This is a genomic window from Chryseobacterium sp. Bi04 (assembly GCF_918698085.1).
Classification (GTDB): domain Bacteria; phylum Bacteroidota; class Bacteroidia; order Flavobacteriales; family Weeksellaceae; genus Chryseobacterium.
In genome coordinates, this window is record NZ_CAKKLP010000001.1 from 154,663 (window position 1) to 178,758 (window position 24,096).

The following is a 24,096-nucleotide window of genomic DNA, read 5'->3' on the forward strand; positions in this document are numbered from 1 at the left end:
AACTATCGAAAATAACAACTTGTAAATCCTCAAATTTTATATTTGAGGATTTTTATTTTGATTTTCTTCAAGCTCAGCCTGTCTTTTAGCAATCTCAGCAGCCTGTTTTTCAAGGTCTTCTTTATCCTTTTGCAGCTGCTTGAATTCTTTTTTCTTTTGCTCTGCCTTTATAGCACTTCCTTTACTTAGATAGCCTACCATCCCTCCAATGATCAATCCTATTCCAACCCCTGCCATTACCCCCATAATATGGGAAATTTTAATCTGCTCTACGGCAAAATCAGTAGTTAAATAAAAAAGTAATGCGGAAACAGCTAAAAGTATAAGTCCGGTAATTGATAAACTCTTCATAATATTGTGTTTAGGTGGTTAATTAAAAAAGCCTTACCAAATTTACTAAAAATTTAATAAGGCTTACTCAAGATTAAAATTCTATATGATTATATTTTCCCTCCTGCAGCCTTATAATACTCTAAAGCTTTAGGAAGATCCTTATTAATATCTGAAATTCTGGTTTCCGGATTCGGGTGGGTAGATAGGAATTCCGGCTGTCTGTTTCCTGAAGCTGAGGCTTCCATTCTATTCCAGAATGGGATAGCAGCTCTAGGATCATATCCTGCCATAGACATCAGGTAAAGTCCCATTTCATCGGCCTCAGACTCCTGACCTCTTCCATATTTCAATAAAGCAACCTGGGATCCGATAGGATATACCTTTTCGAAAACACCTGCCCATTGTGCATTGGAAATTGTTCCTCCTAAAATAGCGCCTCCGTATTGAGCTACCATAGCCTGAGAAATTCTTTCATTTCCGTGTCCTGCCAATGCGTGGGAAACTTCGTGCCCCATTACTACAGCAAGTCCGTTATCATCTTTCGTTACCGGCAAGATCCCTGTATAAACAGCTACTTTACCTCCTGGCATACACCATGCATTCAACTCACTACTCTGCAAAAGATTAAATTCCCAGTTATAATTGGCAAGATCTGCTGATCTTCCAATGCTCTGGTAATATCTCTCCGCTGCGTTTTTAATTCTACTTCCAACATTGGCTACTTTCTTTGCATCTGCCGTACCGGTAATCACTTTACCTTTAGACAATGTCGTTCTGTATTCCTGTGCAGACATTGTTAAAATTTCCGAGTTGTTGGCCAACTGTAACGATGATCTCCCGGTAATCGGGTTCGTGGTACAGGCAACAGCCGACAGAGCAATAGCTCCTATTCCAAATAGATGTGTAACTTTCATAGTTTGAGTGTTAATAATTCAACCTTAACAATTTTTATTCCAAAACAGTATGAAAAAAATATATTTGCATACATTTTGCTATTTAAAATTAATAATTTAATTCGATCATGAAAAAGTTTATTTCTTTCTTATTTGCTTTTGGACTGTTGTTCTTTTTTCAGAACTGTGCTTCTCAAGGTTCAGCAGATCCAAAAACAGTAGAAACTTTAGTAGATTCACAGGAGTTTACATTCTATGCACAAAGGGCAAATGCTACAAACTATGATGTGATCAACATTATGAATTCAATGCCGAATTCCACAGCTACAAGAATGCTGAATCTGAATGGGGATTACACGATTGATCTCAGTAAAAATAATATGGTAGTCGTTCTTCCTTATTTTGGAAGAGCATTTAGCCCTAATTACGGAAATCCCGATCAAAATAGTTACCGGTTTACTTCAAAAGATTTTACCGTAAAGAAATCACAAACTAAAAAAGGAAAATGGGTGCTAAAGATCAAGCCTAATGACGTAAGTAATGTTAACGAAATCAATATTGAGATCTTTAAAAATGGCAAAGCATTTGTTTCTATAGGAAGCAATGACAGACAGCCGATAACCTACGATGGATATATTGGAAAAACTGAGATAAAAAAAGATAAGGAAAACTAGTCTTTATTTTTCTTTAGATAAAAACATTTCTACAAATAACTTTGCTTCAGTGCTTGGACTTGAAACCATCTCTGAAGCATTTTTTTTGTGCATAGTATAAGCTTCTTCCATAGCCTCATTCTTTTTCATCAGAGCTAAAATATATTCCTGAACCCAATATTCGAATCGTTTTTCAGCCTGAAGGATGCGGATTTCTTCAAACCGTCCACTTTTTTTCTTCAGATCAATAAATTCAGTAATGGTATCGTATATTTCTTTTAATCCTTCGTTATGCAGAGCAGACCCCAGCAAAACAGGGATTTTCCAATCCTTTTCTTTAGGAGGAATAAAATCCAAAGCTCTTTTTAATTCTAATCTGGTATTTTTGGCTTTCTGAAAATTATCCTGATCTACTTTATTAATAAAGATAAGATCTACCATTTCCATGATCCCCCGTTTTATTCCCTGAAGCTCATCTCCTCCGCCGATAATTTTAAGAAACAGAAAAACATCTGTAATATCTGCAACCAATACTTCAGATTGTCCTACTCCAACAGTTTCAATCAATATGTAATCGTAACCTGCAGCTTCGCAGATCATCATCGTTTCAAAAGTTGTATTGGCAACTCCTCCTAAGAATCCAGAGCTTGGGGAAGGACGGATGAAAGCATTTTCTTCTTTTGCAAGCTCTTCCATCCGGGTTTTATCTCCCAAAATACTTCCTTTGTTAATAGAGGAACTAGGATCAATGGCTAAGACAGCAACTTTTTTACCCTCAGCGATAACCAATCTCCCGAAATTTTCAATAAAAGTAGACTTCCCGGCACCAGGCACTCCTGTAACCCCTACTCTAACAGACTTTCCTGTAAGAGGCATTATCTTTTTCAGAAGTTCTTCTGCCTGCACTCTATGTTCTGCCTTTTTACTTTCAACCAGGGTAATAGCTTTTGCAATCAGGCGTTTGTTTCCTGATTGTATTCCTTCTATTAAGTCTTCTGTAGAAAATTTCATTGGTTCAAAAATAATTAATTAAATGGGAATAGCCAATAATTAATGGGCAATGATCAAGCAGAAACGAGGTATCATTTTATCAATACCTATTTCCTGTCTGTTTTAATTTTTATTTCTTCTAAATTAAAACAGCAACACGCCTTATCATGGGCTTATAGAATTTATTACATTTGTTATGTATCAAAAAAAGAAATATGAAAAAACTCATCGCTGTGGCGTCATTTACTTCCATTTTATGGGCTTCTTGTACACCAAAAGCGGCTACGGCTACTGCCGGATCTTCAACCTCAACAGCAGAACAAATTGCCGAGGGGAAAACGATTTTTGAAAATTCATGTGCAAAATGTCATAAATTACCTGATCCCACGTCTCACAATCCTGTACAATGGGTAGGCATTATGAATTCTATGGCCCCAAAAGCAAAGTTAAATGATGATCAACACCAATGGGTTTACGATTATATCATTTCTGTGAAAAAATAATCACCAAACAAAAATATGGCTATGAAAAAAATGATTTTAAGTGGTATTGCAGCTTCGGCACTTTTGATGTCCTGTGGACCTAAAAGTACGGCTGTAACGGGACCTAAATATACCTCAGCTGAACAGCTGGCCCAGGGAAAAACAATTTTTGAAAACTCCTGTGCAAAGTGTCATCAGTTACCTGAACCGACAAAGCACGACAATGAGGGATGGATAAAAACCTTAAGCAGGATGGCTCCGAAAGCTAAACTGAATGATGACCAGCATCAAATGGTGTATGATTATCTGATTTCCGTAAATAAAAAATGAATTGTCACTTAATTCAATAAAGGAGTTGAAAACAACTATTCTCAGATTGAAGGTTAAGAAAAGATAAAAAGGCCAATTCCACTTGTGATGAAACGGCCTTTTTTATTATTCTGGAAAGATAACTTTTATCTTACAATAAGTTTTTCAGTCTGAGATTTATCTCCCTGCTGAATATAAACCATATATATCCCTTTCTGGAGGCCTTTTGTAGAAACAGCTTTTTTCGATGCAGATTCTCTGGAATCGGAAAATACCAGTTTTCCGGACATGTCAAACATTTTAATCTTAACTTCTTTAGATGACTTATCTATATTTCCTACAAAGAACTCATCATAAGTCGGATTAGGGAATATAATCAGTTTGTTATCTGCTGCTTTAGTTTCCTGAGTCGCCAAAGCAGTGTTGCATTCCGCAGGAACCGTAAAGTCTTCTACTTGGTCATTGGCCAGAGTATTACTTCCGGCAGAAGCATTTACCCCGAGTCCTCTTTTGGCAAACGCATTCCAGATCATACATTTATCGGCTCCTGCATTTCCTACTGCATCAGCCTGAAGAATTGCATTTCTTCCATCTATAAATGAAGGATTACATGCCTGCAACTTAAGACCATCCATTACGATCTGTAACGCCTTGGCATTTCCTGAGGCTGGGCTGGCCATCACATCACTGTTATACCCATACTTTTCAATATACTTCCATGTAAGATCCCATAACATGGTTGCCCAAATAAATCCTATTCCATGAGGAATAATTGCAGTGTTTGTTTTTGCGTAGGTATAATCGTTTACAGAAAAATCCGGAGAATATTTCGCTGGTCTGATTCCTACTCCTGAAGTATCCTGTCCTCTAACGTATGTTCCCATACCTCTTGCCAGAGTGGAGGTATCTCCCGGTCTGGTGGTCAACATTAAAGCAAAATAATCAGACCATCCTTCACCCATCTGTTCAGCAGAATTTAGACAACTATATCCTTGCCCTGTTAATCTATTTGAAATACCATGTCCATATTCATGAGCAACAATTCCATTATCAAAACTTGAATGCTTAAATCCATTATAATCAAAATTTAAACTCATATTAATTGTTGTTCCTCCATTCACCTGACCGGCAAGATACTCCCCTTCAGTTTTACCCAGCATAATAGAAGGAATGGTAACTCCTGTAACAGCTTCATCATCTCCCATCGCTATTGGATTAGCATTGACAGGATCGTAAATAACAGCACCGATTGCTCCTGCTTCCTGCATTTTTTTCACTTTAGTTTTAAAGGTACAAGTACCTCTTTTTGCCACTCCAATTTTACCAGTCATACTCCCTGCAACCAATGCTGTACAAGCATCCTCCGGTGTAGAAATAACCAAATCACCAGTTACGGTTTGTCCACCGAACAAAAGTGTACCAAACGAAGCCGGCCCTGTTATTACTTTAGGTCTACTCACAACAGATGCAGGAGAATTATATTGATATCTTATGATAAAATCGGTATCAGTCTGTGCCCTATCATAGAGATACATTTGCATTCTAGGGGCAGCAAGATAGGCCTGTCCTGAAATGACAGTTTCGTATCCTGGGTTAAAATTCGCGTTATTAAGCCCACTACCATCAAAAGCCTCAGCTCTTACCACATCTCCCTGCATTCCTCCTTTTCCAAAATTATTGGTCTGATAATTTCTTGCTGCTTCTGTAAATCCAAATTTATAGAATATATCATGCATCATATTATTCATATAGAATAAATTGGTGATGGCTGCATCTCTGTAAGCGAAAGGATTATCATATCTGCCATCTGCAAAAGGAAAATTGAAATTCAGTCCACTTCCTCCATCGGGAGAATATCCCGGAACATTAGCATTATCCTGGTCGGAATAAGCATACACATTATTACCTCTGGTGTTGGTATAACTGTTTACTCCATCGGAGTGCCATCCTTCAGGAGATGCCGTCAAGTTCCAGGGATTGTTAACAACCGCACGGGCACCAAATGTGGGAGCTTCTACCGGAAGCGGAAAAACATTATAGGAAGCATCAGTGGGCAACAGCAAATTGGCTGTTGCAGTTGGCGTATTTTCTTCAACATCTGCTGGTAAGTGCTCCAAAAGATTTAATCTCTCATCAGATTTTTGATGTATATTAGAATTATCTTCAAAATCGCAACTGAGTGTCATATTATTTTTACTCAGTATTTCACCGGTACTGGCATCAGCGATCACATGCCAGACATTCGGAGAATTCTTATCCGAAACAAATAATTCTTTTGAAAGGATGTATACATTGTTTTTTTCAAAGTATACATCGGCCAGATAATCTACTTTGGAAATCTTCTCTAATCCAAGCTTCTGCTGTAGAGCTTCTTCTCTGAACCTCTCCTGTACTTTACCCTGTTTAGCTACAACCAGATTTCTGCTGAAATCATTTTTTTCAGAGATAATTTTACCTTCTTTAATGATAACTTTCCCCAAAGCATTATAAATCCTCAGCCCATTATAGGTTTGTTGTACATTTACAATATTGGCCCTTAAACTTTCGGAAACATCTTCATTGAGTATAATGACTCCAATCTTCTCCTGACTGGAGTTTTTTTGAGCCAATTGCCCACTTTTTTGATAATAGTCCTGAATTTGTTTTGTAGAATTTTGAGCATGTATACTGCCAAAAGCAAAAAACACCGCCATTGAAATTGGCATCAAAAATAGTTTTTTATTCATGTTTTTGTTTTTAAAACATCAAATCTAAATAACATAAGCACAAAAAACTAAAAAACATTATTAAAAAATCAAAAATGCAAACTTATTGTGTGTTTTCCAATCTTTTAGTTTTTTTATTTAACCATTCAAAAGATTTTGCATTATAAAATTAACTTTCAATATTAAAAACAATTTCTATTACTGAAAGCTTATCCTTCTAATTGTAAAGAGTTTATAAGTTAATCATTCTTTCCCGGCAATCTGGTTTTAGGCATTTTACTTTTAATCAATTTCTCTTTGTCTTCTATCATTTCAACCATACTTCTAAGCGCATAGTTCAGAGCTTCCATACATTCAGAAAGATTGTATGGAAAATAGTCTAACGCTTCAAAATAATATTTACTTTTAGTTAAGGTCATTTTTATAATTTTTCAGTTCATTTTTTAGAGTATTTCTTTCTTTTTTGAAAGAGGTATCCTTATAATTTTTCTTAAAGTCTATCCCGGAAAATATGCGGACAGGATTTCCGCGCTGTACCTGAAGATGCTGAGTCCATGTCTCCTGTACTCTTCTTTCCAGCTCCTGAATATACACTCCCATTACCTTTTCTTTTAACCTAAGGACTGACCGTTTTTTATTTTCCAGCTGTGAACGTGAATCCTGTACAAATACGGCTTGTCCTGTCGGCATATGGGTAGCACGAACAGCTGTATTCACTTTGTTTACATTCTGACCGCCACTTCCCTGGCTTCTTGTTGTCTGAAACTGGATATCTTTTTCATTGAAGTCAATTTTTCCAAGGTTTTCCAGTTCAAAAATTCCAATAAACCAATTGCTTCTTTTATGCAGTTTTCTGAATGTACTTTTCCCCATCCAGCAGATACTTCCTAACCAGCCTTTCAAAAAATTATTAATTTCTTTTCCTTTTAAGAGCAGGGTTACCGATTTTAGGGTCAGGTTTTCATCACCGTTTTCACGATGAATAATTTCATAGTCTATTGTATGTTGCTTTATTTCTTCAAGAAAGATTTTCAATACTTTAGCAACTACCCACTGGCATTCTAAAGGTCCTCTTCCTGAAGTTATTTGTATTAATTTTTCCATTGTTTATTTATTGAAAGCTGTTGGTTTACAGCTAACAGTCAAGTTTTCTCAACTGTCAGCTATAAACCATAAGCTTAATTATCGGTCCATTCTCACGATTCTTGGTTGGAATGTTCCTAAAATATCCACCAGTTCACTTTGTGCGTTCATCACCTCATTGATGTCTTTATAAGCCATTGGTGCTTCTTCAGCATTACCACCCATTAAAGTAACATTCTTCAGTTTCAGTTCCTTTTTAATGTCATTCTGGGTGAAAAGACTTCTGCATGCTCCTCTGGAGTGGGCTCTTCCTGCCCCGTGTGATGCAGAATTCAGGGCATCCGGGTTTCCTTTTCCACGAACAATAAATCCTTTTGCCGTCATAGACCCGGGAATCATTCCCAGTTCATTTTCATTGGCTGGAGTTGCCCCTTTTCTGTGAACAATCATTTCTTTACCATGATGAATTTCCTTCCAGGCAAAGTTGTGATGGTTTTCAATTCTGGCTTTTACTCTTCCGCCTACAGCTTTCACCAATCTCCGGTGAATATCATCATGACAGGCCGAGGCGTAGTCTCCTGCGAGATTCATGGCGGTCCAGTATTCTAATCCAAGATGGGTACTAAGGTCCAGCCAGGCAAATTGTTGGGCTTCTTTTGGCAGCGGACACTGTTCCACAGCCACTCTTGAATAATACTGGGCAATCTCTGCCCCTAACCCTCTGGAACCACTATGAGAGAGGATTCCCAGATATTTTCCTTTTGGTAATCCGATCTGTTCATCCTCCGCTGTAATTTCCACTTCTCCAAATTCCACGAAATGATTTCCTCCCCCTGAGGATCCCATTTGTTTAATGGCTTTACCCTTTAACCTTCTAAGAATTGGAATATGATCAAAGGTATCTCTATCAAAGATTTCGTGGTCTATATGGGATTTATGGGTTTCATACATTCCAAATTTTGTGTGTTCTGCAAGAGCCTTTTCATATTTATCTCGTGCTCCATTAAGATATGACACCGGTGTATCCAAAATACTAAGGCTCATCCTACAGCCGATATCCATCCCAACTCCATAAGGAATTACTGCGTTTTCTACCGCAAGAACTCCCCCGATCGGAAGACCATAGCCACTGTGTGCATCGGGCATTAAAGCTCCCTGAACTGATACCGGCAGTTTTAAAGCAGTATACAGCTGGTTTTTTGCTTCTTCCGAAATATTGCTCCCGAAGATCTGAAAAGAAGCGCGCTGGGCATTCAGCATTCTTTTTTCTGTTTTTTTGGATGAAAGCAGGCTCTCTGCAATCTGTCCAAAGGTCAGATCTTTTTCAAAATTTTCCGGATGTACCAGTATTTCCTTTAAAAGAGATTTCACATGGTGGATATTTTTGGTGGCAAAATTTCTTTTCATGACTTCCAAAGCCACATTGACACTTTGATTATTTGGATAGCCCAGTTTTAATATATCTTTTCCTTTTAGTTTTAAATTTCCCATTGTTTTTGTTTTAAATAATAGCAGGACCTATATCGTCCATAAAGCTTTCTGCAATCTCTGTTGCAGACATTCTGCAGGCAATATATTTCCTGCTTTTGATAAGATGTAAGTCTTCTTTTTTCGTTCTCCATGAATTTGATTTGCCATAGATTGTTTTCTGGACAATTCCGGCAATTTTATGATGCTTTACATAAGATTCCAACTCCGCATATTCTTTTTCCAGTTCAAAGTCTATAGGCTTATAGTGGGTAATCATATGGGGTCTTACTCTTAAGATAAACCTCCATGGCTCGATAAATTCGTAGTACACTTCGTTGCATTTCCGATAAGGACAATATTCTTCGTATTTCAGAAAATATTGCCGCTCTTGTACAGTGAGTCCAAATTTTGGATCATTCCAGGACCAGGAAGAAACACGTTTAAGCTTCTGCTCTTTTTCTACATATATTCTTTTACCGAATTTTCTCTTCTTCTTAAGAAACTGCCGGCTTTCGGAAAACATAGAGGTATTGATTTTCTTCAAAATCCCTTCAAAAAGCTCTCCGTCTTTGGATCTCATTACATCCTCCCTAACGACAAAGAATCTTATAAATCCTCTTTGATAAGGATTCTCTAGAGGAATCCATGGAATATTTATTTTTATACTCCAAAGCTCTTCACTACGTTTATACTTTTTTCTTATCTGCTTTATTACATCTTTTCTAACTGTTCTTTTCCTGCTTCTGGCGCTTCTAAGGCGAGAAAACAGAAGGTTATCATTTTCCATTTTAAGACATCAGATATCTGATACAAAATCAAAGATGATGACTTGTACTGTATCTGTTTTTTCAACTTAAATTTTAGTTGAATGATTTTATGATAATAAACATCATGAATCTGAATCATAGAGATTCTTTCATTCTGTCCTTAATGACACTGAAAAGATTTCGGGGAAACGTGAGTTTGAAATATTGCGCAATAAAAAACCCGAAATCTTTACGACTTCGGGTTCTGATATTTCATTGTACTGTTATTCTATGAGTATACCAAACCGCGAAGCCTTACCACGATAAGTGGCAATCCAAGTGTAGAATTCTGTTTTGTTCTGAACATTGCTTCGTTGTTTTTTTAATGGTTAAACTTGATTTTCAGGTGCAAATATATTAATTTTTCTGAATATTCAATTTTTTTTAATAAAAAAGCCTGAATATTTTATATCCAGGTTTTCCTTTATAGGGAGATTAATCTTTTGATCCTAAGCTGTCCATCTCATCCTCCATTCCTTTAACTTCATTGGAATGGTAGACTCTTTCTGACCCCAGGAAATAAATATTGTGTCTTGCTTTGGCAATGATCCCGTTATATTCCTCTTCCGACATGCCTTCAGGAATGGTGTCCCGGGCTTCTGACGGTTTACGGTAAACTTCCAACGCGCCATTTTCATTTAAAACAGTTTTAGCCACCTTAGCCTGCTGAAGGTCATCCGCATACACAATAACATTGCTTCTGCCAATACTGTGTTTGCGGTAGGCCTCGAGCATTTCTGCATCGTGGGCAAAAACGTATTCAAAAAATCCTTTTGTTTGTTCGTCCTCCTGATAATGATCAGCAGACAATCCACTTTCTACCTTAGATTTTGAAACAATAATATTTGCTTCATCAAAACCTTTTTCTTTTAAATTCTTTTTAATTTCCTCTGTATCTACAGTCACCGGAAATACTGAAACTACTGTATAAGCCATAATGAAATTTTCACTTAAACTATACAAAAGCTGTGCACTTATTCTATAAAAAATGTTAATTTAAAAATTTTTCTAAGATTTCCACGGCACATTTAGGAAGGTTGGTTCCCGGCCCGAAAATAAAATCGGCTCCATTGGCATAAAGGAACTCATAATCCTGCTGTGGAATAACCCCTCCTACCACAATGGTAATATCATCTGCTCCCAATTTCGAAAGCTCTTCTACAACCTGTGGCACCAATGTTTTGTGTCCCGCAGCCAGTGAAGATACACCCAGAATATGAATATCGTTTTCAATGGCTTGTTTTGCCACTTCTTCCGGAGTCTGAAACAATGGAGCAACATCAACGTCAAACCCCATGTCTGCAAATGCTGTAGCCACTACTTTTGCTCCTCTATCGTGCCCATCCTGGCCCATTTTGGCTACCATAATTCTCGGACGGCGGCCTTCTTCTTCTTCAAATTTCTGAGTAAGGGCAAGGGCTTTTTCAAAATATTCGTTTTTACCGGCATTCATAGCATATACACCAGAGATTGTTTTAATATTTGCTTTATATCTTCCGAAGGTTTCCTCCATGGCATCACTCATTTCGCCAAGAGTAACTCTTCTTTTTGCCGCTTCGATGCACAAAGCCAATAGGTTTCCTTTGCCTGTTTTAGCGCTTTCACGGATATCATTTAAAATCTGTTCAACATTTTCAGCGTTTCTTTCTGCTTTGATGGTATTCAATCTTTCGATCTGCTTTCTGCGAACTTCTGTGTTATTAATATCCAGGATCTCTATTCCATCCTGTTTCAATGAGGATTTGAATGAATTGACACCAATAATGAATTCTTCCCCACTATCAATCTTAGCCTGCTTTTTTGCAGCAGCCTCTTCAATTCTCATTTTGGGAATTCCGGCTTCAATGGCCTTAGTCATTCCTCCTTCCTGCTCTACCTCATCAATATACCTCATCGCTTCTTCTATCATCTGCTGAGTAAGGCTTTCTACAAGATTACTTCCTCCCATAGGATCTACCACATCACAAATTCCACTTTCCTGCTGAAGGATGATCTGTGTATTTCTGGCAATTTTCGCTGAATAGTCTGTAGGCAAAGCAATAGCCTCATCCAATGCATTGGTATGCAGGGACTGTGTTCCCCCTAACGCTGAAGACAATGCTTCAATAGCTGTTCTTGTAATATTGTTAAAAGGTTCCTGCTCTGTCAGAGACCATCCGGAAGTTTGTGAATGGGTTCTTAAGGCTAAAGATTTTGGATTCTGAGGATTAAACTGCTTTAAAAGCGTAGCCCAGATATATCTTGCCGCTCTCATTTTAGCAATTTCCATAAAATGATTCATCCCGATTGCCCAGAAAAATGACAATCGTGGTGCAAAATCATCTACATTCATGCCGGCTTTAATCCCCGTTCGTACATATTCTAGACCGTCTGCAAGGGTATATGCCATTTCCAGTACCGGAGTAGCCCCGGCTTCCTGCATGTGGTATCCCGAAATGGATATCGAGTTAAATTTGGGTATATTTTGTGAAGTATATTCAAAGATATCAGCAATAATCTTCATGGAAGGTGCCGGCGGGTAGATATAGGTATTTCTCACCATAAATTCTTTCAGGATATCATTCTGAATAGTTCCTGAAAGGAGTTCCTGTTTTACACCCTGCTCTTCTGCTGCAACGATATAAAAAGACAGAATAGGAAGCACCGCCCCATTCATCGTCATGGAAACAGAGATCTGATCCAAAGGAATTTCGTTGAAGAGGATTTTCATATCTTCCACAGAGTCTATGGCAACTCCTGCTTTTCCTACATCACCTACTACTCTTGCATGATCGGAATCATATCCTCTGTGGGTGGCAAGGTCAAAAGCAACCGACAGTCCTTTTTGCCCTGCAGCCAGGTTTCTTCTGTAAAATGCATTGGATTCTTCTGCTGTGGAAAATCCTGCATATTGTCGGACTGTCCATGGTTTCTGAACGTACATCGTGGAATACGGGCCTCTCAGAAAAGGTTCAATTCCCGGAGAAGTCTGTGTTAAAGATTCATCTTTTACATCTTTTTTTTCATAAGATGACTTAAGCTCCAATCCGTCTTTTTCAAAATTGTATATTTCTCTTTCCTGAGGCAATACATTAAAATCCGGCTTTTTCACAGAAATTGTCTTTCGCATTCCAATAATTTTTGTCTGCGTAAAGTTAATTTTTTTGAATGAAACACAAAACTTCTGTTAACATTCTATTGATCTAAAACTTAGCCACAAAAAAAGACCGGACAAATGCCCGGTCTATGTTGATATACGTTTTGTTTATTTTTTGATAAGCTTCGTATTGTACGTATTTTTCTCGTCTTTGATTGTCACTACATACATTCCTTTAATTAATGAAGCAACGTTGATTCTTCCTTCAATCTTACCTTCCTGAACCAATCTACCGTCCGCAGAATAGATTTTGTAATCCGCTTTACCTTTAAGGTTTTTCACTTCTACAAAGGTATCAGCAGGGTTAGGATAGATAGATACTTCAGATGTTTTTGTATTGTTTACTTCACCTACTGCCAGGTTACCTGCAATTTTAACCGGGAAATCTTTGAATGAACCAACTGAATAGATTCCTCCTCCTTCCAGGTAAGACGGGCTACTACATGGTCCACTAGCAGTAACAAAAGAGGTATTTGCTACTCTCATTCTTAAAGTTTTATCCCCTGAATAGGTATCACCCGGAACAGTAAACGTCATTGTTCCTGCGTGCAGTGAGTTAGCGTCAGGAGTAGCACTATTAGATCCAATCTTCTCTGTATTTTCGAAAACACCATTCCTGTTGTAATCGATCCAAACTTCTACGTTGTCAGGATAGTTATCATCTGCGATTTCGTTACCTATACCAATGTAAGACAATGTGTATTGCGTTCCCTGGGTAAGGTTAATCACTTTGGTTGCATCTTCACTGAAATCTAAATAAGTTCTGAAAATACTCTTATAAGTTGCATCTAGGTAAGCCAAATTAGCTACGTTTAATTTAGCTAAACCACTGTTAAGTGCATAGTTGGCAAAACTATTTCCACCAGTGCTCATTAAGCAATAATCTGCTCCTGTTCTTAATCCTTTAGTTTTAAAGGTATAGTTAGAAGAAAATGTTCCTGGAACAGAATTTACTACAGCAGCAACCTGTACTTCATAATTAGTTTCATCTTCAAGAGCGCTTAGCAATACAGAATTAGTAGGGCTCGTAGTATTTGTCCAGTTGGTAACTCCTGCTTTTCTATAATTAATAGAATAGGTAGCACCAGGAACACTATTCCAGCCTACAACAGCCGTGTTTTTCAATATATCCGCAGCAATGGCAGATACTCCTGTTGGCGCATCTGTAGTTGATGTTGGTGCAGTACCAATAGTAACTTTTGGAGATACTGCATAGAATATATTTCCAATTGCAGAAATTTTTAATTTAATAGGACCTGTAACACCAGAAGGGATTTGGCCAGTATAACTTCCTGTATTAGGAGTAGAAGCTACAAGCTCTGTCCATGATGATCCGTTTACAAGATCCGTTGTGTATTCTATTTTTACGTTAGCTACGTTGTATGGTGCAGCGTTAGTATTCACTACATCCCATGAAATTGTATTAGCAGCATTATTGTATAAGACTGTAGCTTCAGTAAGACCTTTAAACTTGAAAGGACCATCATCTTTAACATTAACCGTAGTTTCCGCCGACACTAACATTGGAGTAGCATTTTCATCCCTAACAGTTACTGCATACTTAAGAGTTCTTGGAATATAAGAAACGGTTTCCCATTTTGTTTTATCTGTTAGCTTTCCTGACATTACTATAGGAAGGCTTGGAAAATATCTTCTTCCACTAGCTGTTCCAAAATAAGATCTTGTCAATGCTCCCTGAGAATTATATCCCCAGCCACTGTCACCGGATATTGAATGGTAAGAATCAGCACTGTCATACTGTTCCCATGTATATTTAATAGGATCAGCATCTGTAGCTGCAGCATCCAGATAATAAGCAGTACCTTTAGGAATATTATAAGCAGTAAGAGGTGAAATTACCGGAGCTGTATTGGTTGTTATATCCTGCCATACCCCGCATGTTGTCTTGCTATCCAGCTTGTTTAACACCTGGTTCACAGAGGAATAATGGAAATAGGCATCCGTAAAGTTCTGTACATTATCTCCTGTAATTCCGGCATATCCCATGATGGTAGTACCACCACCTGGTTCTATGTTTACTCCCGATCCTTCTGAGTTGTGTGAGAATGTATGGTTTGCCCCTAGCTGGTGTCCCATTTCATGAGCTACATAATCAATATCAAAAGCATCTCCAGTTGGGTTTGCCATTTGAGTAAAAGCAGAACCTTTTGCTAAAGAGTTTGTATTTGCAGGGTTATTACATGTTGTTCCTATACCTCCTGCATTACCGTTACCTCCTGCTGCATTGAATACATGCCCCATATCATAGTTGGCATTTCCTACCTCTAGAGTCAGCATTCTTTGTAATTGTAAATTCAATGAAGGATCATTTTGTGTTACTGGAGGTGTATAAAAATCTGTAGCAGGATTTGTATATATGATATTAGGAAGATCCTGAATAATTAACTTTATTCCAAAATCTTTCTGAAAAATACCATTTACGCGATTCATTGTAGCATTCATTTGCGCTACTGTATTAGCAGTTCCCCCATTTGGATCAAATTTTTGGGTGTATTCACCTGTAACTGCTAAAGCCAATCTGTAAGTTCTGAACTTTGTACTGGCTGGTCTGTTAGTATTTCCTGCATTAATATTAGACAGAGTATTTCTACCGTAGGCTTCTAATGACTTTATATCTTTAATGCTTTTCTCTTCTGTTGTACATTCAAATCCGTGCTCTCCTTCCGTTCTCTTTGTTTTGTAGAAAACTCCATATACCTGTTTATCTGTAGTAATAGGCTCAATAAACTGGAATTTTCCATCTTTAATAATCATGGACTGCATTTCCGTTGGAGAGGTACTGAATCTTAAATATTTAGACGGATCGTCTACCCCTACTCCCATATAAGACCCTAACTGGTATCTGTCTGCCAGAGACTTCTCCATTACAGGATCACTGTATACAGCAAATTTTTCGATTTTCCCTTCTGCTGTAGGAAGAGAAACAATCACTGCCTGAGCTCCTTTTCCTGTTTCTACAGCATCTTTTAAAACATTCCTAAGAGACTGTAAATCTAGTCTATAAGAATGTTGAACCTCTACTTCTTTTCTGATTTCGGACGTTCTTTGTGATGCAGGCGTCCACCTCTGTGCATTAAAACTGGACAGCCCAGCTGCTAGTGCACAAACTAGTAAAATTCTTTTTTTCATAATTACTTAATTGAATAAAAATTAGTAAACTTTAAATATCCATCGTAAAAATACTAATTACAACTAAGGTAACATCGAAAAAAAACGACTAATTTTAATAAAATCAGCCGTTTTTGTTATTTTTTATTATTTATCTATTATTTCTTAATTCCCATCTCATACAAAGCAAAAGATATAAGATCCGCATTTTCAGCAATCACTTGTTCTGTAGATCTTCCTGCCCCATGTCCTGCATTTTTTTCTATTCTTAATAAAATAGGATTTTTACACGCCTGCTTCTCCTGAAGCTCTGCTCCGAATTTGAATGAGTGAGCCGGAACTACCCTGTCATCATGATCACTTGTAATAATCATGGTAGATGGATAGCAAGTACCCACTTTTACGTTGTGAACCGGAGAATATGATTTAAGATATTCAAACATCTCTTTATTGTCTTCTGCTGTACCATAATCGTATGCCCAACCGGCACCGGCAGTAAATTTATTATACCTCAACATATCCAAAACCCCTACTCCCGGGAATGCTACTTTTGCTAGGTCCGGACGGATAGTCATGGTAGCACCTACCAATAGTCCTCCGTTTGATCTTCCTGAAAGAGCCATATATTCTTTTGAAGTATAGCCTTTACTTTGCAGGTATTCTCCAGCGGCAATAAAGTCTTCGAAAACGTTTTTTTTCTGCATTTTGGTTCCTGCATCATGCCATTTTTTTCCATATTCACCCCCACCGCGGATATTCGGAACGGCATAAATACCGCCATTTTCCATCCAGATGGCATTCACTACAGAGAAAGAAGGTTGTAAACTGATGTTGAAACCTCCATAAGAATATAGAATAGTAGGGTTTTTACCATCAAGCTTAGTTCCTTTTTTATAATTAATCATCATAGGAACCTTTGTACCATCTTTAGAAGTATAGAATACCTGTTCCGAGACATAATCCTCAGGATTAAACTTCACTTTCGGCTTCTGGTATACGTCAGATTTACCGGAATCTACATTAAATTTATAAGTGGTTCCCGGTGTGATATAATTACTGAATGAATAATATACCTCTTTTTCCTTTTCTTTTCCTCCAAAACCGGAAATATTACCTTTTCCGGGAAGTGCTATTTCCCTGATTAATTTTCCTGTCTTATCAAATTGTTTTACCTGATCAATGGCATCAATCATATACGTAGCAAAGAAGTATCCTCCTCCCTGGGTAATCCCCAATACATTTTCTGTCTGTGGAATCACATCTTTCCATGTTTCAGGAGCCGGGTTTTTAATTGAGGTTTTCACAAGACGCATATTCGGAGCATCTTTATCCGTGAATATAAAAAGATCGTCACCTTGCGTATCTACAATACTGGCATTAATATCAAATCCTTTTGTAATCTGTACAAAGTCTCCTCCATTCTTTACATCTTTGATGTACAACTCATTTCCATTGGTTGCGTTGGCTGCAGAAATAATCAGAAATCTCTGATCTTCAGAAACACTTGCTCCCAGGTATCTTCTTGGGGTTTTCTCGCCACCGAAAATCAGCTTATCTTCAGACTGCCTGGTTCCCAATTTATGAAAATATACCTTATGTTTATCCGTCATCCCAGAAAGCACCGTTCCTTCTTTTGGTTTATCATAGCTTGAATAATAGAAACCTTCGTCTCCCTGCCACGAAATACCACTGAATTTCACATCCAGAAGGGTGTCATCAATCTGCTTTTTAGTGACCGCATCAATGATAATAATCTTGTTCCAGTCACTTCCTCCTTCAGAGATAGAATAGGCTGCAAGGTTTCCTTTTTTGTTGAATGACAAGTTAGAAAGTGAAGTTGTTCCTTTTTCTGAAAATTTATTAGGATCTAAAAATACTTCTGTTGCTTTGGTTTTATTATTTGTTCTGTACAAAACAGACTGTGCCTGTAAACCATCATTCTTAGAATAATATGTATAATCTCCTTCTTTGAAAGGGGCTGAAATTTTTTCATAATTCCAGATCTCTCTCAGTTGATCTTTAATTTTATCTCTGAATGGAATTTTTGAAAGATAATTCTGACTGTAAGCTACTTCTTCATCCACCCATTTTTTGGTAGGTGCCGAATCATTTTCCAAATCTCTGAAAGGATCAGCTACAGCACTCCCAAAATAGGTATCAGTCTGGCTTCCCTTTGATGCTTTAGGATAATTCATTTTTTGAGAATAAAAAGATGCTGAAAACAGAACTCCAGCAGTTAATAATAAAGGTTTAAAATTCATAGTGAACGGTTTTCTCAAAAATACGTAAAGTAGGCGAAATAAAAAAAGCCCCGAAAAAACAGGGCCTTTTACTCTTCAATACATTCTTGATCATTATTCTTTTGATCCGAAACTGTCAAAATAGAAATCAGTCAGATTGGTAACAATCTCATCCGGACTACCGTTCCAGTAATATATTTTATTGTTTTCTTTAAGCTCATATAAACTAAACTCCTGATCAATGCTTACTGTTTTATCTGCATTTTTAAAATCCTGAACAGCCTGAACCAGATATTTTTTCAAATCTTCCGCTTTTACTTTCTGTGGATTTTCTGCAGGCTCCGGTGCTAATTTTGAAGGAACTTTAAAGCTTACATTATAGCTTACCTGAGCAATCTTTTGGTCTTTAATATATTCATTAGCAACCACTTTCACATTTTTAACGGTAAGTTTTCCTTTTCTGAAGTTGTCAAACATCACTCTAAAGTAATCTTCAGCTTCTTTTTTACAGGTTGAGGCTACTGTTTTAGGGAAAGCTGTCAGGAAGTTTTCTGCAGTCGTCTTAATCATTTCTTCAGAGGTTTCTTTAAAGTTAACCTGATAAGCATCCTGCCCTTCTACCGTAGGTCTTAAATAATCATTAAGCTTACCAATTGAAGCATCGTCGTTATTTACAAAAGCGCCAAAAAATAATTCAAAAGCTTCTGCCGGCTTTTTTACTTCTGTCTGAGCTGTAGCGTAGTTACCCAGCATGGTAAGTAATACAAATAAAATAATTTTGTAGTTTTTCATAGTTCGATTTTATGATATGTTGTTGATTTGGAAAAAACAAAGCCTCCAAAAAATCGGAGGCTTTACTTTTATTTTTAAATATTTTAATAATTTTCTTCTTCTCCTTTCATCTTTTCTGCATTTTCCGCCATGATTACAGCATCTATCATTTCTGCAATATCTCCATTCATATAGGCATCAAGATTATACATAGATTTATTGATTCTATGATCCGTTACTCTTCCCTGGGGGTAATTGTATGTTTTGATTTTTGCAGAACGGTCTCCTGTAGAAACCATTGTTTTTCTCTGAGCGGCAATATCTCCCTGAACTTCCTGCAATTTGATATCATATAATTTGGCACGAAGCATTTCCATTGCCAATTCACGGTTAGCGAGCTGAGAACGGGCCTGCTGACAAACCACTACAAGACCTGAAGGCTTGTGTGTAAGCTGAACTTTAGTTTCAACCTTGTTAACGTTCTGACCTCCGGCACCTCCTGAACGTGAAGTCTGCATTTCAATATCAGCCGGGTTAATCTCTACATCCACTTCTTCAGCTTCAGGTAAAACAGCAATGGTAATGGCAGAGGTATGAACTCTTCCCTGAGATTCTGTTTCCGGTACACGCTGTACACGGTGAACTCCTGATTCGAATTTCATAATTCCGTAAACACCTTCACCTTCCACCTTCATGATCAGTTCTTTGTAGCCTTTTGCAGCTTCATTAGAATCTGTCACTTCATGTCTCCATCCTTTTGTTTTAAAGTACATGGAGTACATTCTGTAGATATCTTCCACAAAAATAGCTGCTTCATCACCTCCGGTTCCGGCACGTAATTCTACAATAATGTTTTTATCATCTGCAGGATCTTTAGGAATAAGCAATACTTTCAGCTCTTCCTCCAAACCGGGAATCTTAGCCTGGGCTTCTAATTTTTCTTCTTTTGCAAGATCTACCAAATCTCTATCCGAACCATCAGCAATGATCTCATCAGATTCTTCAATAGCATCCAAGGCTCCTTTGTACTGATCATAAACCTTTACAATTTTACCCAAATCACTATATTCTTTGTTCAAAGAAGAATATCTTTTTTGGTCTGAAATGACATCAGGCTGTATAATAAGGTCTGCAACCTCATTATATCTCTGTTTTATAGCTTCTAATTTTGGAATTAATGATTTAGACATTATAGAATTTTTGTGGGTGCAAAGATAAGGATTATTAATTCAAAATTAAAATTACAAATCAGCATAAATTTTTGAACAATAGAGTACAATATCAGAAGGTCAATTTACAAATTCACTTATTCACTTTTGGAATCATCAGTTTCCGGCTTACTCCTTTTAGAAAGTTTTCTATCGATTAAGTACAATGTAATTCCTACTGCTACAATTCCCAACCCAATACAACTTTCCTTAGGATTGTGAATCAAAGTAAAATAAAGGATATAAATACTGAACAGTAAAAAAACAGTGGGGAAAATATAAAAAGCATTGGATTTAAATATTTTCTGGTCTTCTTTTTTAAGAAAATATACTGTAGAAATAGCCAGACTGGCAAATAACTGAAGAATGAATGCTGTATAAACGAAAATCTCTTTAAAACTTCCTGTTAAAATAATTACCGAAGCAATAACAGCATGAGCAAAAACAGCTCTTACCGGGATTCCTTTTTTATTGCCTGCTGAAAGAGGCTTCCACAGATAAGTATCCTTCGCAAAAGCCTGAGTAAGCCTCGAACCTACCCATAAATAGCCACTAATGGTTGCAATCAGTTGTAAGGCAATAAAGATATTCACTATTTTTCCAAAAGCAGAGCCCAGCATATTAACCGCAGCTTCACCCATTACATCCTCTTTTCCTGCCAACTGATCCACTGAAGCGTGCTTCAGCATAATGTAGTTGACTAAAATATAGCTTACTGTCACAAAAACAGTTCCTATAATCAGAGATTTGGGAAGGTTTTTCTGTACATCCTTGATTTCTCCGGCAATATAAGATGCTGAATTCCAACCGGTATATGAATAGGTAACAAAAACCAGAGAAGTAGCAAAAGCAGGAAGCATGATTTCATTCTGCCAGCTGTCACTGAAGTTAAGACTATTTCCCATTTGGGCAGATTCTGAAAGTCCTACACCCAAAATAACCAAAACGATAATAAAAGTGATTTTGATTAACGTGAAAAAATTATGAAATCTACTTGAAGCTTTTAAACTAAAGGATAAGGCAGCCGCTACGATAAAAATCACTGCGATGGCAAAACCATTTCCAAACGTGTATTGAAATACTGAGAGATATTTTGACATGGCTAACGCCGCTAAAGCCACCGGGGAAGAGAAACCAATAATCAAAGATATCCAGCTGATAAGGTATCCGAATAACGGATGATAGGTTTCTTTGAGATAGATGAAATCACCCCCATTTCCTTTAAAATGAGATCCTAATTCGGCATAGCAAAAAGCCCCGAATAATGCCAGAATTCCACCAATACTCCATAGCAGAAAAATGCTGTAGGTATTTGTAATATCAGACAATTGAAATCCCAGTGTTGTAAAAATTCCGGTTCCTATCATATTGGAAACCACAATAGCTGCAGCTGTTTTCCAGCCGATCTGATGTGAAGGAGTATTCATTGATGATTAAAAATTAAAATTAAGCCTTCCGAAGAAATAGCTACCCAAAGTTCCCATTTGTACAGGAGCATACTTAAATACTCCATAATATGAATTTTCATAAATCTGACGATCAGGGAATACATCAAAGACATTATTAGCACCTACGGTAAAGTTGATATTTTTTGTAATATCATATCCTACACTGACATCTGTAATCACCTTCGGCGAAAATTCCTGAACGCTTCCAAAAGGATATCCGTCCCTTATTACTTTACCAAAATAGGTATTTCTTACGAGAAAATTAAACTTTCCAATTCCATAATTCAATCCTAATGAGGCCTTTGTTTTGGGTGATAAAGTTTCAATAATATTGATCTGATCGGGTCCAAAAAATTCATTCTGAGGAGTTTCTAAGTTTTGAGGAAAATGAAAATCTGTAATTTTTGTTTCTGTATAATTTCCGGCAAGGTTTATATTAAGGTTTCCGCCTTCCAACTTCCAGTCATAGGAAATAACCAGATCCACTCCTTTGGTTTCGGTATCAATAGCATTAGCAAAAAATCTTCCGCTTTCGACCTCTTTTCCCACGCCTACTACATCAGGGTCTGATAACCTGGAATCTGTAATATTACTTGTAATGACAATCCTGTCTTTCACTTTAATGAAGTATCCGTCTAAAGTAATGAATAGGCCTTTCACCGGCTTTAAAGTAAATCCAACGCTTCCATTGACAGAGGTTTCCTGTTTTAGCTTATCAAATCCAAGCACCTGTGCAGCTTTACTGTCATTATTAAAAATCCCTTTGGTTACAATCGTAGATCCTGAAGTTGAAATATCTGCATAAGAATTATTGAAATACTGCTGCTGTAGGGAAGGAGCTCTGAAACCTGTTCCTACTGCTGCTCTTACAGCATAATTTTTTATAAACTCATACCGTACGGCTAGTTTTCCATTCAGGGTATTTCCAAAATCAGAATAGTTTTCAAACCTTGCTGCTGCATTAATATTCAGCTTTTTATCCAAATCATAAGATATATCAGCATATACCGCTGTAGAATGCCTGTCTTTTTTTAAAGTATTATCCGGTGAAAAGCCAATGAATGATTGCGATCCTCCTGCTCCGATCACTGTTGATCCCGTACCAGCTACATTTCCGTTAACATCATACTGAGTATAAGATGCAGGATCTCCGGATTTGATCTGATATTGTTCAAATCTGAATTCACCTCCAAATGCTATATTAATCCGGTTTATATTTTTAGAAACGTCAAGATTAAGGGTATTTTGCAGAAAACTGTGTGCTCCGGCATAAAATCGGGTCGGCGATTTTGCTCCTAAAGAAGCATTATTCGTATTGCTTACATTATAATTGAACGTATTGTTTCCAAATGTATTGCTTACATCAAAAAGCCAGTTGTTTACATTATATTTTGCTCCGACGGCATAAGAGATATCATATACCTGAGATCCAAGCTCCGCCTGAAATCCATTGGGATAAATGGATGAAACAACATTAAACTTTTCACTGGGAAGCCTTCTGAAACCATATCCTTTTCCCTCTTTAATACTGAAGCCTCCAAAGGAATAAAGTTTAAAATTGTCATTAAAAGGATATTCTGAATTAAAAAACAGCTGCGCCTGCTTGATCTGTGCATCTCCGATCTGAAAGTTGAAATCGTCACGGGTTAAACCTCTTTTTTTAATTTCCTCATCATCTGCAGCTCTTGCGGCCTCAGGATCATCAGCGAAAGGATACGCAAAATTATTTCCGAAAATATCTAAATCATGATTTTGAGTCCTTGTTGTTTTTCCTCTGTGGCTTAGCTGTAACGAAAGATTGACGTAACCTTCTTTTTTTCCTAATGATGCCCCGTAATTAACTCCTGCCTGGTAGGTGTCCCCATCATTCCTTCCGCTTAATCCGTAGGTAATACTTGCTGATGCGCCTGCATTCTTTTTGAGAATAATATTGATTACTCCCGCAATGGCATCAGAACCATACTGTGCCGCTGCTCCATCTCTTAATACTTCAATTTTTTCAATAGCAATAACAGGAATTGTACTCAAATCTGTTCCCACAGAACCATTTCCAACTGTATTCTGATAGTTGACCAAAGAAGTGGTATGTCTTCTTTTCCCATTAACCAATACTAAGACCTGATCCGGGCCCATTCCTCTCAATGCCACTGGATCAATATGTTCGGTTCCGTCAGAAGCAGACTGTCTTACGGAATTAAATGAGGGAATGACATAGTTCAATAAATCCTGAACCGTTATTTGTGGGGATGCTTTCTGTATTTTATCGATATTAATAACATCTACAGGAACCGGCGTCTCTAGTTTTGTCCTTTTAACATTTCGGTTGCCTACGATGATAATATCTTCAATTTGTTTTCCTTTTTCTTCCTGTTCCTGGGCAGCGATCCCAATGGCACCAAGCAATAATACAGCTATGCTTACTTTTTTCATCTTTTGTTCC

At 37.3% G+C, this 24,096-nt stretch carries 19 protein-coding genes; 3 read left to right on the forward strand and 16 right to left on the reverse strand.

The window, feature by feature from the left end; all coding sequences use genetic code 11:
* Positions 1-36: 36 nt before the first annotated feature.
* Together LQV47_RS00700 and LQV47_RS00705 are read right to left on the reverse strand one after the other, a co-directional pair.
* Complete coding sequence (locus LQV47_RS00700) at positions 37-351, reverse strand: hypothetical protein (protein WP_230032709.1); 315 nt, start codon at positions 349-351, stop codon at positions 37-39.
* Between the two features lie 89 nt (positions 352-440).
* Complete coding sequence (locus tag LQV47_RS00705) at positions 441-1,247, reverse strand: M48 family metallopeptidase (protein ID WP_230032711.1); 807 nt, start codon at positions 1,245-1,247, stop codon at positions 441-443.
* 107 nt (positions 1,248-1,354) lie between these two features.
* Here LQV47_RS00705 and LQV47_RS00710 point away from each other — a divergent pair, with 107 nt between their 5' ends.
* Positions 1,355-1,900: a DUF4251 domain-containing protein gene (locus LQV47_RS00710; RefSeq protein WP_230032713.1), complete on the forward strand. Its 546-nt coding sequence runs from the start codon at positions 1,355-1,357 to the stop codon at positions 1,898-1,900.
* A 3-nt stretch (positions 1,901-1,903) separates the two neighbouring features.
* On the opposite strand, the gene meaB is transcribed toward LQV47_RS00710, so the two are convergent.
* Positions 1,904-2,890 carry a methylmalonyl Co-A mutase-associated GTPase MeaB gene (gene meaB / locus LQV47_RS00715; protein WP_230032714.1) on the reverse strand — a complete coding sequence of 329 codons (987 nt, stop codon included), beginning with the start codon at positions 2,888-2,890 and terminating at the stop codon, positions 1,904-1,906.
* A 194-nt stretch (positions 2,891-3,084) separates the two neighbouring features.
* Here meaB and LQV47_RS00720 point away from each other — a divergent pair, with 194 nt between their 5' ends.
* Together LQV47_RS00720 and LQV47_RS00725 are read left to right on the forward strand one after the other, a co-directional pair.
* Positions 3,085-3,372 carry a cytochrome c gene (locus LQV47_RS00720; RefSeq protein WP_230032715.1) on the forward strand — a complete coding sequence of 96 codons (288 nt, stop codon included), beginning with the start codon at positions 3,085-3,087 and terminating at the stop codon, positions 3,370-3,372.
* Between the two features lie 21 nt (positions 3,373-3,393).
* Positions 3,394-3,681 (forward strand): c-type cytochrome, encoded by a 288-nt coding sequence (locus LQV47_RS00725; protein ID WP_230032717.1) that lies wholly within the window; start codon positions 3,394-3,396, stop codon positions 3,679-3,681.
* Positions 3,682-3,806: 125 nt separating this feature from the next.
* Here LQV47_RS00725 and LQV47_RS00730 read toward each other — a convergent pair whose 3' ends face one another.
* From LQV47_RS00730 to LQV47_RS00790, 13 genes are all read right to left on the reverse strand, one after another.
* A complete protein-coding gene (locus LQV47_RS00730) occupies positions 3,807-6,386 on the reverse strand; it encodes a T9SS-dependent M36 family metallopeptidase (protein ID WP_230032719.1) in 2,580 nt (859 codons plus the stop codon).
* Between the two features lie 218 nt (positions 6,387-6,604).
* Positions 6,605-6,784, reverse strand: a complete 180-nt coding sequence (locus LQV47_RS00735; RefSeq protein ID WP_230032721.1) for a hypothetical protein — start codon at positions 6,782-6,784, stop codon at positions 6,605-6,607.
* Positions 6,771-7,469 carry a peptide chain release factor H gene (gene prfH / locus LQV47_RS00740; RefSeq protein ID WP_230032723.1) on the reverse strand — a complete coding sequence of 233 codons (699 nt, stop codon included), beginning with the start codon at positions 7,467-7,469 and terminating at the stop codon, positions 6,771-6,773. Before prfH ends, LQV47_RS00735 begins: the two co-directional genes overlap by 14 nt.
* A gap of 78 nt (positions 7,470-7,547) precedes the next feature.
* Entirely contained in the window at positions 7,548-8,939 is a 1,392-nt protein-coding gene (locus LQV47_RS00745; RefSeq protein ID WP_230032724.1) for an RtcB family protein, read from the reverse strand.
* A 10-nt stretch (positions 8,940-8,949) separates the two neighbouring features.
* Positions 8,950-9,705, reverse strand: a complete 756-nt coding sequence (locus LQV47_RS00750) for a hypothetical protein (protein ID WP_230032726.1) — start codon at positions 9,703-9,705, stop codon at positions 8,950-8,952.
* Positions 9,706-10,159: 454 nt separating this feature from the next.
* On the reverse strand, positions 10,160-10,660 hold the full coding sequence (locus LQV47_RS00755) for a hypothetical protein (RefSeq protein ID WP_230032727.1): 501 nt from the start codon (positions 10,658-10,660) through the stop codon (positions 10,160-10,162).
* A gap of 55 nt (positions 10,661-10,715) precedes the next feature.
* Complete coding sequence (gene scpA, locus LQV47_RS00760) at positions 10,716-12,833, reverse strand: methylmalonyl-CoA mutase (protein ID WP_230032728.1); 2,118 nt, start codon at positions 12,831-12,833, stop codon at positions 10,716-10,718.
* A 135-nt stretch (positions 12,834-12,968) separates the two neighbouring features.
* Positions 12,969-16,010 carry a reprolysin-like metallopeptidase gene (locus LQV47_RS00765; RefSeq protein WP_230032730.1) on the reverse strand — a complete coding sequence of 1,014 codons (3,042 nt, stop codon included), beginning with the start codon at positions 16,008-16,010 and terminating at the stop codon, positions 12,969-12,971.
* A 137-nt stretch (positions 16,011-16,147) separates the two neighbouring features.
* Positions 16,148-18,184, reverse strand: a complete 2,037-nt coding sequence (locus LQV47_RS00770) for a prolyl oligopeptidase family serine peptidase (RefSeq protein ID WP_230032732.1) — start codon at positions 18,182-18,184, stop codon at positions 16,148-16,150.
* A gap of 159 nt (positions 18,185-18,343) precedes the next feature.
* Positions 18,344-19,021 carry a hypothetical protein gene (locus LQV47_RS00775; protein WP_230032734.1) on the reverse strand — a complete coding sequence of 226 codons (678 nt, stop codon included), beginning with the start codon at positions 19,019-19,021 and terminating at the stop codon, positions 18,344-18,346.
* Positions 19,022-19,104: 83 nt separating this feature from the next.
* Positions 19,105-20,190 (reverse strand): peptide chain release factor 1, encoded by a 1,086-nt coding sequence (prfA, locus tag LQV47_RS00780; protein WP_047491851.1) that lies wholly within the window; start codon positions 20,188-20,190, stop codon positions 19,105-19,107.
* A 116-nt stretch (positions 20,191-20,306) separates the two neighbouring features.
* Positions 20,307-21,635, reverse strand: a complete 1,329-nt coding sequence (locus LQV47_RS00785; RefSeq protein ID WP_230032736.1) for an amino acid permease — start codon at positions 21,633-21,635, stop codon at positions 20,307-20,309.
* A 6-nt stretch (positions 21,636-21,641) separates the two neighbouring features.
* The gene (locus LQV47_RS00790; RefSeq protein ID WP_230032738.1) at positions 21,642-24,086 is read right to left on the reverse strand and encodes a TonB-dependent receptor; all 2,445 of its coding nucleotides are present in this window, start codon (positions 24,084-24,086) and stop codon (positions 21,642-21,644) included.
* Positions 24,087-24,096 lie beyond the last annotated feature (10 nt).

What these genes read in the sequence shown, in the direction of transcription:
- LQV47_RS00775 (WP_230032734.1), bottom strand. Translation starts at nt 19,021, where the DNA reads ATGAAAAACTACAAAATTATTTTATTTGTATTACTTACCATGCTGGGT.
- scpA (WP_230032728.1), bottom strand. Translation starts at nt 12,833, where the DNA reads ATGCGAAAGACAATTTCTGTGAAAAAGCCGGATTTTAATGTATTGCCT.
- LQV47_RS00720 (WP_230032715.1), top strand. Translation starts at nt 3,085, where the DNA reads ATGAAAAAACTCATCGCTGTGGCGTCATTTACTTCCATTTTATGGGCT.
- LQV47_RS00725 (WP_230032717.1), top strand. Translation starts at nt 3,394, where the DNA reads ATGAAAAAAATGATTTTAAGTGGTATTGCAGCTTCGGCACTTTTGATG.
- LQV47_RS00790 (WP_230032738.1), bottom strand. Translation starts at nt 24,086, where the DNA reads ATGAAAAAAGTAAGCATAGCTGTATTATTGCTTGGTGCCATTGGGATC.
- LQV47_RS00755 (WP_230032727.1), bottom strand. Translation starts at nt 10,660, where the DNA reads ATGGCTTATACAGTAGTTTCAGTATTTCCGGTGACTGTAGATACAGAG.
- LQV47_RS00730 (WP_230032719.1), bottom strand. Translation starts at nt 6,386, where the DNA reads ATGAATAAAAAACTATTTTTGATGCCAATTTCAATGGCGGTGTTTTTT.
- LQV47_RS00750 (WP_230032726.1), bottom strand. Translation starts at nt 9,705, where the DNA reads ATGGAAAATGATAACCTTCTGTTTTCTCGCCTTAGAAGCGCCAGAAGC.
- LQV47_RS00700 (WP_230032709.1), bottom strand. Translation starts at nt 351, where the DNA reads ATGAAGAGTTTATCAATTACCGGACTTATACTTTTAGCTGTTTCCGCA.
- LQV47_RS00745 (WP_230032724.1), bottom strand. Translation starts at nt 8,939, where the DNA reads ATGGGAAATTTAAAACTAAAAGGAAAAGATATATTAAAACTGGGCTAT.
- prfH (WP_230032723.1), bottom strand. Translation starts at nt 7,469, where the DNA reads ATGGAAAAATTAATACAAATAACTTCAGGAAGAGGACCTTTAGAATGC.
- meaB (WP_230032714.1), bottom strand. Translation starts at nt 2,890, where the DNA reads ATGAAATTTTCTACAGAAGACTTAATAGAAGGAATACAATCAGGAAAC.
- LQV47_RS00705 (WP_230032711.1), bottom strand. Translation starts at nt 1,247, where the DNA reads ATGAAAGTTACACATCTATTTGGAATAGGAGCTATTGCTCTGTCGGCT.
- LQV47_RS00785 (WP_230032736.1), bottom strand. Translation starts at nt 21,635, where the DNA reads ATGAATACTCCTTCACATCAGATCGGCTGGAAAACAGCTGCAGCTATT.
- LQV47_RS00710 (WP_230032713.1), top strand. Translation starts at nt 1,355, where the DNA reads ATGAAAAAGTTTATTTCTTTCTTATTTGCTTTTGGACTGTTGTTCTTT.
- LQV47_RS00735 (WP_230032721.1), bottom strand. Translation starts at nt 6,784, where the DNA reads ATGACCTTAACTAAAAGTAAATATTATTTTGAAGCGTTAGACTATTTT.
- LQV47_RS00770 (WP_230032732.1), bottom strand. Translation starts at nt 18,184, where the DNA reads ATGAATTATCCTAAAGCATCAAAGGGAAGCCAGACTGATACCTATTTT.
- prfA (WP_047491851.1), bottom strand. Translation starts at nt 20,190, where the DNA reads ATGTCTAAATCATTAATTCCAAAATTAGAAGCTATAAAACAGAGATAT.
- LQV47_RS00765 (WP_230032730.1), bottom strand. Translation starts at nt 16,010, where the DNA reads ATGAAAAAAAGAATTTTACTAGTTTGTGCACTAGCAGCTGGGCTGTCC.